Annotated in this window: 13 protein-coding genes and 1 riboswitch; of the genes, 8 read left to right on the top strand and 5 right to left on the bottom strand. The window is 46.8% G+C overall.

The genetic code is table 11. The features are described from left to right. The 3 genes from B2751_RS04495 to B2751_RS04485 all read right to left on the bottom strand — a co-directional run. Positions 1-735: glucose-1-dehydrogenase (locus B2751_RS04495; protein WP_290773133.1), on the bottom strand; the 735-nt coding region annotated here is incomplete at its 3' end. 18 nt (positions 736-753) lie between these two features. Then, positions 754-1,605, bottom strand: a complete 852-nt coding sequence (locus tag B2751_RS04490; protein WP_197026242.1) for a GRP family sugar transporter — start codon at positions 1,603-1,605, stop codon at positions 754-756. A gap of 141 nt (positions 1,606-1,746) precedes the next feature. Further along, on the bottom strand, positions 1,747-3,375 hold the full coding sequence (locus B2751_RS04485; RefSeq protein WP_035411453.1) for an ABC1 kinase family protein: 1,629 nt from the start codon (positions 3,373-3,375) through the stop codon (positions 1,747-1,749). A gap of 165 nt (positions 3,376-3,540) precedes the next feature. Between B2751_RS04485 and B2751_RS04480 the strand changes: the two genes are divergently transcribed. Next, the gene (locus B2751_RS04480; RefSeq protein ID WP_023466752.1) at positions 3,541-4,146 is read left to right on the top strand and encodes a trimeric intracellular cation channel family protein; all 606 of its coding nucleotides are present in this window, start codon (positions 3,541-3,543) and stop codon (positions 4,144-4,146) included. Positions 4,147-4,148: 2 nt separating this feature from the next. Further along, positions 4,149-4,517, top strand: coding sequence for a DUF423 domain-containing protein (locus tag B2751_RS04475; RefSeq protein ID WP_023466753.1), 369 nt, complete (start codon positions 4,149-4,151; stop codon positions 4,515-4,517). A gap of 96 nt (positions 4,518-4,613) precedes the next feature. On the opposite strand, the gene B2751_RS04470 is transcribed toward B2751_RS04475, so the two are convergent. Together B2751_RS04470 and hemQ are read right to left on the bottom strand one after the other, a co-directional pair. Then, complete coding sequence (locus B2751_RS04470; RefSeq protein WP_023466754.1) at positions 4,614-4,763, bottom strand: hypothetical protein; 150 nt, start codon at positions 4,761-4,763, stop codon at positions 4,614-4,616. Positions 4,764-4,855: 92 nt separating this feature from the next. Next, complete coding sequence (hemQ, locus tag B2751_RS04465; protein WP_035411450.1) at positions 4,856-5,632, bottom strand: hydrogen peroxide-dependent heme synthase; 777 nt, start codon at positions 5,630-5,632, stop codon at positions 4,856-4,858. A gap of 346 nt (positions 5,633-5,978) precedes the next feature. Here hemQ and pta point away from each other — a divergent pair, with 346 nt between their 5' ends. From pta to B2751_RS04435, 6 genes are all read left to right on the top strand, one after another. After that, on the top strand, positions 5,979-6,965 hold the full coding sequence (gene pta, locus B2751_RS04460) for a phosphate acetyltransferase (protein WP_290773127.1): 987 nt from the start codon (positions 5,979-5,981) through the stop codon (positions 6,963-6,965). 70 nt (positions 6,966-7,035) lie between these two features. Beyond that, a riboswitch (purine riboswitch) is annotated at positions 7,036-7,135 on the top strand. A gap of 76 nt (positions 7,136-7,211) precedes the next feature. Then, positions 7,212-7,796 (top strand): xanthine phosphoribosyltransferase, encoded by a 585-nt coding sequence (locus B2751_RS04455; RefSeq protein WP_035411444.1) that lies wholly within the window; start codon positions 7,212-7,214, stop codon positions 7,794-7,796. Continuing rightward, a complete protein-coding gene (locus tag B2751_RS04450; RefSeq protein WP_290773125.1) occupies positions 7,793-9,094 on the top strand; it encodes a nucleobase:cation symporter-2 family protein in 1,302 nt (433 codons plus the stop codon). Before B2751_RS04455 ends, B2751_RS04450 begins: the two co-directional genes overlap by 4 nt. A 220-nt stretch (positions 9,095-9,314) precedes the next feature. Next, positions 9,315-10,691, top strand: a complete 1,377-nt coding sequence (locus B2751_RS04445; protein ID WP_056064422.1) for an amino acid permease — start codon at positions 9,315-9,317, stop codon at positions 10,689-10,691. A gap of 120 nt (positions 10,692-10,811) precedes the next feature. Next, the gene (locus B2751_RS04440) at positions 10,812-11,111 is read left to right on the top strand and encodes a rhodanese-like domain-containing protein (RefSeq protein WP_035411426.1); all 300 of its coding nucleotides are present in this window, start codon (positions 10,812-10,814) and stop codon (positions 11,109-11,111) included. Positions 11,112-11,265: 154 nt separating this feature from the next. Next, on the top strand, positions 11,266-13,299 hold a 2,034-nt coding region (locus B2751_RS04435; protein WP_290773122.1), incomplete at its 3' end, for a methyl-accepting chemotaxis protein.

Below are 13,299 nucleotides of genomic sequence, written 5' to 3'. Positions count from 1 at the left end.
AAAGAGTGTGATCCCTGTGACATAACTTGCTTCGTCAGATGCAAGCCATGCGGCAACGGCAGAAATCTCTTCTGGTTTCCCGATGTTGCCCATTGGAATCATGCTCTCGACTTCTTTGCGTTGTTCTGGATCTTCGAATTTTTCAGCGTTAATCGGCGTATTGATCGCACCAGGTCCAATCGCATTAACCCGGATTCCTTTTGGTGCATACTCCATCGCAAGGGTTTGTGTCATCAATTTGACGCCACCTTTACTCGCAGCGTAGTGGACGAATGTCGGCCACGGAATGATTTCATGCACACTCGACATATTGATGATACTACCTTTGACATCATGTTCGACGAAGTACTTCAGTGCTTCTCGTGCCCCGAGGAAAGCTCCTGTTAAGTTGACGTCGATGACTTTTTGCCAATCTTCGAGCGACATCTCGTGGGACGCTGACGGCATCTCGATTCCCGCGTTATTGACGAAAACATCCAACTGACCAAAGTGAGCCACCGTCTCTTTCACAAGATTGATCATATCATCTTCCTTTGAGACATCCCCTTGGACGATAAAGGCTTCCCCACCTTTTTCTTGAATCGATTCAGCGATTTTTTTCGCTTCTTCCGGGTGGCTGCGATAGTTGATGACGACACGCATGCCTTCTTCTGCATAACGACGAACGATAGCTTCACCGATTCCCATTGATCCACCTGTTACGACGGCAACTTTTCCTTTTAAACTTTCATACATGATGCTTCACTCCTTCATTTATTGTTTCGTAAATCCAATCATGATTCCACCAGCAACGACTAAAATACAACCGATAATGACGAAGGTCATCTCTTTCTTCGTTTTTGTTTCTTTCAGCAAGAGGACGCCACCAATGGTTGAAATGACGACACCTGTTTGAGAAAGGGAGAAGCTTGTTGCGACTCCAACTTTTGCCGTAGCAAACAGTAAAGCGACGTTCCCGACAGCCCACATGAGTCCGCCGATGGTATTGCCAGCAGTTTTCTTCGTGAAGAGGTCTCCTTCTCGTAAAGAAAGAAGAATTGCGCTGACGACCATCCCGATCGCTTGCGGTAATACGGCTTCCCAGCCATTAATATCAAACCAGCGGGCGATGACGACGTAACCGACATACCCGACAGTCGAGATGAGAAGGAGCGTCAATCCTTTGCCGATATTCTCATCTTCTTTACTCTTATCTTCCTTATAAGACGTGAAAGCTGCTCCGGCAATGATCAATACAAGCGCACTGATTCCGAGAATCAAGGCAGTTGTCGTTGACCACTCTCCAAAAGCAAGAACACCGAACAACGATGTTCCGACGAGTTGCATCCCTGTTGAAATTGGCATCGTTTTTGAGACACCCATTTGACGAAATGCGGCAAATTGATTTTTTTGACCAAGTGCCCAAAAGGCACCAGAAAAGAATCCGGCAACCCAAGCGGTCGTCGACATCTCTGGGCTGACAAAAAAGAAGGTGACGATCGCGAAAAGTAACGCACCCAGAGTCGTACCGATGATTTGTTGCGCCGTTGAACCTCCGATTTTCGAAACGACAAGCGGCAACGATCCCCACATCAATGCGGGAACGATGGCAATTAGAATATCAATCAAGTGTTTCACCTCTCCTTACTATTATCTCTCTACTTGAAGCTGTACCCCGCAAGGCGATAGGAAAAACCTTATGGTGCGAAGATGAATTATTCTGAAATAAAAAACGTCCACCGAGGTGGACGTCTGCTCATGTGTTATTTAACGGAATGGTTCATCGGCGATCCGGACGATTTGTCGTCCGATCCGGCGACCGTTCCATAAAGCGATGACAGCGATCGTCAAGGAAATGCCCATGACGTCGTACTGCGTAAAATAATAGCCGAGATAACTAAAAGGCAGGCTGATGATCCCGACGAGCGAACTCGTCCACTGTCGGATTTTGAGTGACTCGATGTTCGCAACACGAGAGAACTTTTGTTGCTCCATGATCCGCCAACGTGTCGGTTCGCTTAAGGCATCGTTAACAAGACGCGGGAAGGCGAGCAATCGCGCGCCGTAAGAACCAGCAATCTGTAGGTAACGGTTTTGATTTTTCCCTTCGTCATCGAGCCAGCGTCGAACCATTGGTTTAGCGAGTTCCAGCAGGTTGATTTGCGGTGAAAGAATCTGAAGGATTCCAAGAATCGTTGATGCGGCACGTCCAAAGAAAGCAAACTCAGCAGGAAGCTGGATCGGTTCATTTCGGACGAGCAATTCGATATCGGATAAGACCTTCTCGATCAGTTTTGTATCCACGTTTTCCATATCACTTTCGAGATAGAACGTGACTGCTTTTTCAATTGCTTGTCGGATATTTTGCTTATTCGCATTTGGCAATAAGAATCGTAGATCTTCTAAACCATCGACGATTGCATCGTAATCCAATGTGACGAAGGACTGAAGAATCCGCTGGATCGCTCGCATATCATCGGGCGTCGTCGCTCCGATCATCCCAAAATCAAGCAAGACGATTTTGCCATCGGACTGGACGAGGACATTGCCTGGGTGCGGATCGGCGTGGAATTTCCCGCCGAACAATAATTGTTCTCCAGCGTTCAAAAATAAATTACGTGCTAGTTCTTCACGGTCAATCTGATGTTCGGCTAGATAATCAAGATCTGTGATGCGTGTTCCTTCAATCCATTCCATAACAAGCACCCGATTTGTACAATGTTCTTCATAATAGCTCGGGATATAAATGACAGGGTTTGTTTCATACATCTTTTTAAAGTAGAGACCGTTTTTTAATTCGGTACGGTAATTCAATTCATCACCGATTACGAAGACCATTTGGCGATATAAGCTTTGCAAATCAGTCGATTTGTTTAACGACGTCCGGCGCAACATGGCAATGACGATACGCATGGCACGGAAATCGGTTTTGATGATTTGTTCGATATTCGGTCGCTGTACTTTGATCGCGACTTTTTTACCGTTTGATTTTAAGGTTCCGCTGTACACCTCACCAATCGAGGCAGAAGCGACAGGACGGGAACTGATATCCGAGATGATTTCTTCGATTGGCATACCCCAATCCTCTTCGATGATCTTTCGTGACTCTCCAAGTTTACTTGAAGGAACTTTATCAACCAGTTCGGTCAGTTCCATCAAGACGGACGGAGGAAACAGATCGGCTCGAATCGATAAGAATTGACCGAGCTTGATCAATAATCCTTCTAACCGTAATGCTTTTTTCTTATAGTCACGCGCAATCCGGATCATGATGCGCTCAAACTCTTCATTGTTCGTACCTGGCCGGTTTTTCCGGGTGAATCGATAGATCGTAAAGATGTAACGTGCGAACATCGTCACGATGACGACGATGCGATAAAGCGCCCAACGTTTCATACGGTCACCTAGCTTCCTGTACAGTTTGTTTCAGTATAGGTTACTTTACCTAAAAACGTCACTCGCAAACGGTCGAAACGGTGACAGAAAATTAATGCTTTACGGAAACTAAAAAGAGAGTATAGTAAGTATTGGAATTTCTTTGTAGAAAGGTGAAATGTGCGCATGTCCTGGGACTTATTGAATATCATCGGCACGGTCGCTTTTGCGATGAGTGGTGCAATCGTCGCGATGGAAGAAAAATATGATTTATTCGGCGTTTGGTTACTTGCTTTGATCACAGCATTTGGTGGTGGTGCCATTCGTAATCTATTGATTGGTGTACCAGTATCTGCTCTCTGGTCGCAAGGTGGTCTCTTTTTAGTCGCGATTCTCGTTGCGTTGTTGATTTTCATGTTACCTCAGTTATTCTTGCCGCACTGGACACGTTGGGGGGTCCTCGCGGATGCGCTCGGATTGTCTGCGTTTGCGATTCAAGGTGCCCTGATGGCGACAGCAAAAGGACTGCCGTTGTCAGCAACAATTTCAGCGGCTGTACTGACCGGTGTTGGTGGTGGTGTGATTCGCGATTTACTCGCTGGTCGGAAACCACTCGTCTTGCATAAAGAGATCTATGCGATGTGGGCTGTCATGGCAGCACTCGTGATTGATCGCTTCCAATTGACGAATCCTCTACATTTGTTCACATTGCTCGGACTCATCACCGTTTTACGTATGCTATCGTATTATTATGAATGGAATTTACCAGCACGACGGTTAGGGGGAGAATAAGTATGAAAGTATTCATTATGATTGGCGCGATCTCGATGATGCTATCGGTCGCACTAGGTGCATTCGGTGCACACGCCTTAAAAGATATGTTGACGGAGCGGATGCTCGCGAACTGGCAGACAGGCGTACTTTACCAGATGGTACACTCGCTCGGCATCCTAGCACTCGGAGGACTCTTATTAAAGGCATCGATCCCACAATGGTCATTGGCTGCATGGCTGATGCTCGCCGGAATCGTCTTCTTCTCAGGTAGTCTGTACGTCATGGCATTGACGAATGTAACGAAACTGGGTGCCATCACACCGATCGGTGGCGTCTTGTTCATCGCGGCGTGGATCTTTGTCGCAATTGGTGCCTATAAAGGATTATGAGAACGGACCGTGTTTCTTCAGTCATGGAGAAAGACGGTCTTTTTCATATGAAAAACGCCTACTCATGATAGAGTAGGCGTAGGTATCAAAACGGATTCACCGCTTTGTGGTTTGTGTTTTGTTTAGCTTCGATAATGCTTGCTCATAGCGATCCAGTACACGATCTGCAACCGGTTTCAGCTCTTTTGAAAGCACAGCGAATTGCAATTCACGCGATCGTGTCGATCGGTTCATAGCATTCCCCATGGTAATTCCTCCTTACGTCATTCAACTTACTGTTTTATAGCCGCAAGGAGTATATTCCCATGAGATATTTCAATCAAACGTCATTCAACACATTAAAGTGCAAAATGAGTATTTAATTGTTCACTTTCGAGACGGTTACCAATGAAGAACTCACCGAACTCGCCATATTTCGCGCTGACTTCATCAAAACGCATTTCGTAGACGATTTTCTTGAACTGAAGAATGTCATCTGAGAAGAGCGTAACGCCCCATTCCCAATCGTCAAATCCAGTTGATCCACCGATGATTTGCTGAATCTTCCCAGCGTAACTCCGACCGATCATACCGTGACGATACATGAGCTCTTTTCGTTTCTCCATTGAGAGTGTATACCAGTTATCGCCATCGCGACGTGACTTGCTCATTGGATAGAAGCAGATGTGCTTCGCTTGTGGCAGGATCGGATAGAGGCGGTCACGCACATATGGATTCTCGTATGGGTTTCCTTCGCCTGAACCACGGTACGTACCAAGTTCGACGACAGAGACATAAGAATATGTTGGAACCAAATAATCATAGAGATCGAGTTTCTGCATCTTGACTTCGACGTCTTGGATTTGTTCCATCGTAGGACGAAGAACCATCAAGACGAGATCTGCTTTTTGACCAATGATCGTATAAAGTGCGTGGCTTCCGTCTTTAGCTTCTTCCACCCCAGAAAGCTCTGCGAGGAAGGCTTGGAACTCTTCAATCATGCGCGCGCGCTCTGTCGCGTCGACTTGTTTTAAGCGTGACCAATCGATCCGGCGAAAATCATGTAATGTATACCAGCCGTCGAGTGTTTCAGCGGCTTGTTGCGTAGCAGTCGGTTCAGATGTTTGGTGTTGCATGGGATGACCTCCTGAGTCTGAAATAAATATTGTCTTTTTCCATATCCTATCTTATCACATTCTATATAAAAGGCTTTGTCTTAAAAATTTTTGTCCACGAGATCGTAACACATGAAAAGAGCAGGGAGTGGGTAAAAGGAGAAAGGGACAATATTTTACTTAAAAAAGTCTCTGTACTATTCTCTAAAAGGACTGTAATAGTCAGGGAATATGGCTTCAGTGCTTTTGTTAGATAACTTTTTTGCAAATTGTTTTAACAACGATTGAGAACTGTGTATAATAAACGGTGGAAAAGAAAATGGATCAAATCGACGTCGTCGTGTTTACCTAAAAAGGAGAGAAACTCATGCAATTATTCGATATGTTAGAACAAAAGATTAAAGCGCACCAACCGAAAATCGTCTTCCCAGAAGGAATTGACGCGCGTGTTCTCGGCGCAGCTGTCCGTTTGAAGAAAGACGGTCTTGTCACACCGGTCGTCATCGGACCGCGTGCACAAATTGAAGAAACAGCAACAGCGAACGGCATCGATGTAACTGGACTTGATACAATCGATCCTGCTTCTTACGCTGGCATTGATGAGCTCGTCGCATCTTTCGTTGAGCGTCGTAAAGGGAAAGCAACAGAAGAACAAGCACGTACTGTCATCTTAAAAGACGTGAACACGTTCGGTACAATGCTCGTTCACACTGGACAAGCAGAAGGTCTTGTATCGGGTGCGATGCACGCGACAGGTGATACAGTGCGCCCGGCACTTCAAATCATCAAAATGCAAGAAGGCTATAAAAAAACATCTGGCGTCTTCATCATGGTTCGTGACGATGAGCAATACGTCTTCGCAGACTGCGCGATCAACATCGCACCGGATGCGAACGACCTAGCAGAGAACGCGATCGCATCTGCGAAAACAGCGAAAACATTCGGGATCGATCCGAAAGTCGCATTGCTCAGCTTCTCAACAAAAGGTTCAGCAAAATCACCAGAGACAGAGCGTGTCGTTGAAGCAACGCGTATCGCAAAAGAACGCGCACCAGAGCTTGCGATCGATGGCGAACTTCAATTTGATGCTGCTTTCGTTCCAAGTGTCGCAAAATCAAAAGCACCAGAATCAGATGTCGCGGGTCAAGCGAACGTCTTCATCTTCCCAAGTCTTGAAGCTGGAAACATTGGCTACAAAATCGCACAACGTCTTGGTGGCTTCGAAGCAATCGGTCCGATCCTTCAAGGTTTGAACAAACCGGTCAACGATCTTTCACGCGGTTGCAACGAAGAAGATGTCTACAAACTCGCGATCATCACGGCGGCACAAGCGGTCGAAGAACGCCAAGCCTAAGCACAGTGTGAAAAAGTCTTTACTTTTTCGCTAAACCCCGTACAATGGTACACATCACGAAAATCACGAAACGTAAACGTATAGCAACGCTCGTATAATAGTGGGAATTGGCCCACGAGTCTCTACCGGATCGCCGTAACGATCCGACTACGGGTGGTGAGTTACTGCTCTCTTTTTTGGCGTACAGTGGCTGCCCCCGGGTAGCGGCTGTACGTTTTTTCGTTTTTTAAAGAGGAGAATGCATGTATGAAACGTCTACACGACATGATTAATCAAGAGGGAATCGTCTTATCGGATCAAGTATTGAAAGTGGATGCTTTTTTAAATCATCAGGTTGATCCGACGTTGATGTGGGAAATCGCCTATGAGTTCATGGAACGCTTTCAAGATGCTGGTATCACGCGGATTTTGACAATCGAAGCGGGAGGTATTGCCCCGGCAATGATGACAGCACTTCGTCTTGGCGTACCAATGGTCTATGCTCGTAAGACGAAATCGGTCACATTGAACGAAGGAACAATTTCAGCTGAAGTTTTCTCATTTACGAAACAACAGACGAATACAATCACGGTCGCAGAGAAATACCTGCAACCGGGTGAACGTGTTCTGATCATTGATGACTTCCTCGCAAACGGAGAAGCAGCATTTGGTCTCGCTCGTCTCGTTGAACAGGCAGGGGCAGAAGTCGCTGGATTTGGAATCGTCATTGAAAAGTCGTTCCAACCGGGACGTCAAAAACTGATCGAAGCTGGATTCCGTGTCGAGTCACTCGCGCGTGTTGAGTCATTGAAGGACGGAAAAGCGACATTCGTCGACTCGGTGACCGTATGAGACTATCAAACTTCAAAGCAGCCAGTCTCGGACTTCAGCATGTGCTTGCGATGTACACGGGAGCAGCTGTTGTTCCACTGATCGTCGGGAGTGCGATCGGATTGTCAGGAGAAGAACTTGCTTATTTAGTGGCGATTGATCTCTTCATGTGTGGCGTTGCGAGCTTATTACAAGTACTCGTCACGAAATACACAGGTGTTGGTCTTCCCGTCGTACTTGGTTGTACCTTTACAGCAGTCGGTCCAATGATTGCGATTGGAAGTCTTCAAGGCATTACAGCGATTTACGGTGCTTTGATTGCCAGTGGGCTGATCATTCTCGTCATTTCAGGCTGGTTTAGTAAGATCGCGGTCCTGTTCCCACCGGTTGTCCTTGGTTCCGTCGTGACGATCATCGGGATTTCCTTAATTCCGGCTGCGATCAACGATATCGGAGGCGGACAGGGAGCGAAAGACTTTGGTGACTTACGTTACCTCGGACTCGCCGGATTAACGATCGTCTTGATTTTAATCTTGAATCGCTACGGCACGGTCTTCTCAAAAGCGGCAGCTGTCTTAATTGCTGTGATGATCAGTACACTCGTTGCATTTGGCATGGGAATGATCGACTTCAGTCCGGTGGCAGAAGCATCATGGTTCCAAATGGTGACACCATTTTACTTCGGTGTACCGACATTCAATGCAACTGCCATCTTGACAATGACGCTCGTTGGTCTCGTCTCGATGGTTGAATCGACAGGTGTGTTCTTGACACTTGGTGAAATTACGGACCGTCGTTTGACGGATAAGGATCTAGCGCGTGGTTACCGAGCAGAGGGTGTCGCGACGATCGTTGGTGGTATCTTCAATAGTTTCCCTTACACGACCTATAGCCAAAACGTCGGTCTAGTTCAGTTGACTGGCGTAAAGACACGCAAAGTCATTTTATTTGCGGGTGGATTTTTGATCTTGCTCGGTTTCTTACCAAAAGTAGCGACGTTTACGACATTGATTCCAAAACCTGTTCTTGGTGGAGCGATGTTGATCATGTTCGGAACGGTCGCGGCAAGCGGGATCCGTATCCTATCACGGGTCGATTTTTCGAAGAACGAGCACGTCATCACGGTGGCACTCGCGCTCGGAATTGGTCTAGGAATTAGCATGAATCCTGAAATCGTAGCAGGTCTCCCATCACAAATTCGCGTTTTGACGGATAGCCCGATCGTCGCTGGTTCACTAACAGCATTGCTATTGAACGGGATCTTCCGATTGACCGGGAAGTCCGAAACAGCAGATGTGCCACTTGCTAAAGTTGAATAACAATTGTAACTTTCCGAAAGGAGCTATCCTGTATACTACATAGTAGCAGGTAGTTCCTTTTTTATACTGCTAACGTAATCAGAATATTCCGAGTATGTGGATTTAGTGAAAAATATACATTGAAAACGTTTACAAAATCGACACATCTTCTTTATACTGACAACGTAGCGGTACGGGGAACTGCTAAGAAACAAACAGAGACTGGAAGGACGTCGTAAAAATGAAACAACAGACAGAGTTGAATCGGGGACTGGAAGAACGTCACATTACACTCATGTCGCTGGGGGCGGCAATCGGTGTTGGACTCTTCCTCGGATCAGCGAAAGCGATCCAATTGGCAGGTCCAGGGATCTTACTTGGTTATCTTATCGGTGGTGTCATCATTTTCATTATCATGCGAGCACTTGGGGAGCTTGCAGTGCGAGAGCCGATCGCTGGTAGTTTTGCGGAATATGCCCGAAAGTATGTCAGTCCATTAGCTGGTTTTTTAACGGGTTGGAATTATTGGTTACTCTGGATTTTTACGTGTATGGCGGAAATCACAGCAGTCGGTATTTACATGAAAGTATGGTTCCCGGATTCCCAGGGGTGGGTATGGGCGCTAGCAGCACTTGTCTTGATGACAAGCATCAACTTCATTGCTGTTAAATTTTATGGTGAATTCGAATTTTGGTTTGCGTTGATTAAAATCGTCGCGATCGTCGCCATGATCATCTTAGGAACTTTGACGATCGTCATTGGTCTTGGAAACGGCGGCACACCGGTTGGGATTTCGAACCTGTGGTCACATGGTGGATTCCTGCCGAACGGATTCGGTGGAGTACTCCTTGCCATGCAGATGGTCATGTTTGCCTTCTTAGGAATTGAAGTGATTGGGGTCACAGCAGGGGAAGCGAAGAACCCGAAAAAAACGATTCGAAAAGCTGTTAACAACGTCTTCCTTCGAATCTTAGTATTCTACATCGGGGCGCTCTTCGTCATTTTATCGATTTATCCATGGGATCAAGTCGGTGCGAACAACAGCAGTCCGTTCGTATTATTATTTGATTCACTTGGTATTCCGGCAGCAGCCGGCATCATTAACTTCGTTGTCTTAACGGCAGCACTCTCGTCATGTAACTCGGGTATCTTCTCGACAGCCCGGATGATGATGAACTTATCCGAGAACAGTGAAGCACCACGTCGTTTCTCGAAAATCTCGAAAAACGGTGTTCCGGCACTGGCGACGATTCTTTCAGGTGTCGCATTGCTCGTCGGTGTCGCTTTGAACTATTTCTTACCGGAAGACGTCTTTGCGATCGTTACGAGTATTGCGACGTTTGGCGCCGTCTGGACGTGGGCAATGATTCTAATCGCTCAGATGCGAGCACGGAAAGTACACGGTTCAGCAGAATTTGGTGTTCCGTTCTTCCCGATTGCGAACTATATCGCCCTCGCGGCGCTTGCCGGTGTCATCGTCTTGATGGCATTTGACGCAAGTACACGGATCGCTCTGGTCGTTGGACCACTGTGGTATGCGATTCTGATTGCTGTCTATTATGCACGGGGAATGCATAAGGAGACACGTCAGTCGACGCGTCAGGCATCAGGAGAATAAGGAAACGAGCGGATCCGGAAACGGATTCGCTTTTTTGACGCTTCGTATCAAACCGTTTCGTTTTGTTTTAACGATAGATTTGCTACACTTACGACAGAACCATACAGGAGGTCATACGAGATGAAAACGATTCATGTAGATGAATTACAAGAGCGATTAGAGGCAGGTGAGGCGTTGCATGTCGTCGACGTCCGTGAGCAGGATGAATACGATGCAGGACATATTCCGAACGTCCGCCTCCTTCCGATGTCTGAGATCGGCGAACGCTATACGGAATTGCAAGAAGGCGAAACCTACTACTTGATCTGTAAAGCGGGTGCGCGGAGCGAAAACGTCGGTCGTTTCCTCGAGCAATATGGATACGACATCGTCAACGTCGAAGGCGGTATGATGAACTGGAAGGGCGATCAAGAAGCATAAGGGTAAGCGTTACTAAGGAAGACGACTCGAACTGAGTCGTCTTTTTTCATGTGAACTAGTACACGTTTACCGATTTTTCTATGAACATTTTTCGTTATTCTTCCGATAGAGAAGGTAGAATAGCGAGTCCTTGCACTCGAGAATGGAGTGACACATGGAACAAAAGATCAAACGAACAATGAGCATCAAACAAAAATTAATCGTGACATCGATTCTACTTTTGATGATTCCTGCATTAGTAATCGGCTTTGTCGCATATGACCTCGCGAAACAAAAGATGACGGAACAGATTCTTCAATCTGCTCATAGTGGAGTCGACCGGATGAATGATGAGATCCAAAACATCATTGATCCGATGCGGCGCGATGTCGCCTTTTTTGCGGACCGAATTGACGGAACGCTCTATCAAAAAGGAAAACAAAATGCTGCGTTAAAGGAAAAAATGACTGAATATCTCGATATGCATCCGCAGGCGGCGAACATCTATTTCGCGACGACGGACGGGGATATGAATATTTTCCCGGAACAGGTCATGCCAGATGATTATGATCCACGGGAACGCTCGTGGTATCAGTCGGCAGAAGCAGCAGGTGGCAAGGTCGTCATCACGGATCCGTATGTCGATGCCGCCTCGAACAAGATGATGGTCACGCTCTCGCAGACGACAGGTAACGGAAGAGGTGTCGTGGCAATTGATGTCGATGTCGACCGGATCGCGGAAATCGCGAAAAAGATCAAAATCGGAAAAGAAGGATACGTAATGATTCTTGATTCTACGAAAAAAATCGTTACGCATCCGACATTAAAACCAGGTGAGAAAGCGACAGGCAAATGGGTGTCATCACTTTACGCTAACCCAGCAGGGCAGTTTGGCTATGAGTTTGAAAACAAAGGCAAACAGATGGACTTCATGACGAACGACCTGACGAAGTGGAAGGTTGCCGGAACACTGTACGATCATGAAATCACGGATGCGACATCGAGTATTCTTTGGACGACGCTTGTTGTCATCGGCGGGATGTTGCTCGTCGCAGCCATCTTCATCTACTTCATTCTTCGCTCGATTCTTCGCCCACTCGGTCATTTAACACGTGGAGCAGAACGGATTCAATCTGGTGATTTGACGGAGCCCGTCATCGTTGAATCAAATGATGAGGTCGGTCAAGTCGCCCAAAGCTTTAACGTCATGGTTGACTCACTCCGTTCGATCATCATTAATCTCGATCAGTCGATTACACAAGTAGCTGGCTCTTCTCAGGAATTGATGGCGAACTCTGCCCAAACGACTTCCGCTTCTGAGCAAATCGCGGGATCGATTCAACAGGTCGCAGCAGGGGCGGATCAATCGAAACGTCAACTCGATGCGAATGCTGTTTCGCTCCAATCGATTACAGCAGGCATCATGCGAATCGCTGAGAGCTCAACCGATGTCTCGGAATTGTCACGTTCAACGGCAACAGAAGCCGAGAATGGAACAGTTGCTGTGCTGAAGAACGTTGAGCAGATGAAAGAAATCGATGCCTCCGTTCAAAACTTCGGTGGTGTCATCAGCTCACTCGCCCATCGTTCGAATGAAATCGGAAAAATCGTCGATGTCATCAACGGTATCGCTGAGCAAACCAATTTGTTAGCACTGAACGCAGCAATCGAAGCAGCACGCGCAGGCGAAAATGGAAAAGGATTCGCTGTCGTTGCGAGTGAAGTGCGTAAACTAGCAGAGCAATCACAGGATTCAACGAAACAGATTGCACAGCTGATTCAAAACATTAAACAGGAGACGGATCAGTCGGTCACGATGATGAAGGAAGTCTCAGGACAGACGAAAGCCGGTTTGTCGACGACAGAAGCATCAGCAGAGCGTTTCCAAAAGATTCTCGAACGAACGCAGGAAATGACGCCACGGATCGAAGACGTGACGGCGACNNGTCGAAGAAATTGCAGCGAACGTCCAAGAAGTATCTGCGTCAGCGACGGAAATCGCACATATCGCGCAAGAGAATTCGTCCGCTTCGAAACAAGTCGCAGCGACGACGGAAGAACAGTTGAGTGCGATGGAAGAGATTTCGCAATCCGCCAAAGTATTATCCGATATGGCGGAAGAACTACAGGTACTCGTTGCCCGTTTCCGTGTTTAAATGATCAAATCAAAAAAAGGCAAGGAAGCCCGTCTTCCTTGCTTTTTTTGTCT

This window comes from Exiguobacterium sp. UBA6282, from assembly GCF_002440475.1.
In the GTDB taxonomy this organism is placed as follows: Bacteria; Bacillota; Bacilli; order Exiguobacteriales; family Exiguobacteriaceae; genus Exiguobacterium_A.
The sequence above is the reverse complement of the archived record's forward strand: the minus strand, read 5'-3'. Positions and strand labels throughout refer to the sequence as shown.

What these genes read in the sequence shown, in the direction of transcription:
- B2751_RS04485 (WP_035411453.1), bottom strand. Translation starts at nt 3,375, where the DNA reads ATGAAACGTTGGGCGCTTTATCGCATCGTCGTCATCGTGACGATGTTC.
- B2751_RS04480 (WP_023466752.1), top strand. Translation starts at nt 3,541, where the DNA reads ATGTCCTGGGACTTATTGAATATCATCGGCACGGTCGCTTTTGCGATG.
- B2751_RS04475 (WP_023466753.1), top strand. Translation starts at nt 4,149, where the DNA reads ATGAAAGTATTCATTATGATTGGCGCGATCTCGATGATGCTATCGGTC.
- B2751_RS04470 (WP_023466754.1), bottom strand. Translation starts at nt 4,763, where the DNA reads ATGGGGAATGCTATGAACCGATCGACACGATCGCGTGAATTGCAATTC.
- hemQ (WP_035411450.1), bottom strand. Translation starts at nt 5,632, where the DNA reads ATGCAACACCAAACATCTGAACCGACTGCTACGCAACAAGCCGCTGAA.
- pta (WP_290773127.1), top strand. Translation starts at nt 5,979, where the DNA reads ATGCAATTATTCGATATGTTAGAACAAAAGATTAAAGCGCACCAACCG.
- B2751_RS04455 (WP_035411444.1), top strand. Translation starts at nt 7,212, where the DNA reads ATGAAACGTCTACACGACATGATTAATCAAGAGGGAATCGTCTTATCG.
- B2751_RS04450 (WP_290773125.1), top strand. Translation starts at nt 7,793, where the DNA reads ATGAGACTATCAAACTTCAAAGCAGCCAGTCTCGGACTTCAGCATGTG.
- B2751_RS04445 (WP_056064422.1), top strand. Translation starts at nt 9,315, where the DNA reads ATGAAACAACAGACAGAGTTGAATCGGGGACTGGAAGAACGTCACATT.
- B2751_RS04440 (WP_035411426.1), top strand. Translation starts at nt 10,812, where the DNA reads ATGAAAACGATTCATGTAGATGAATTACAAGAGCGATTAGAGGCAGGT.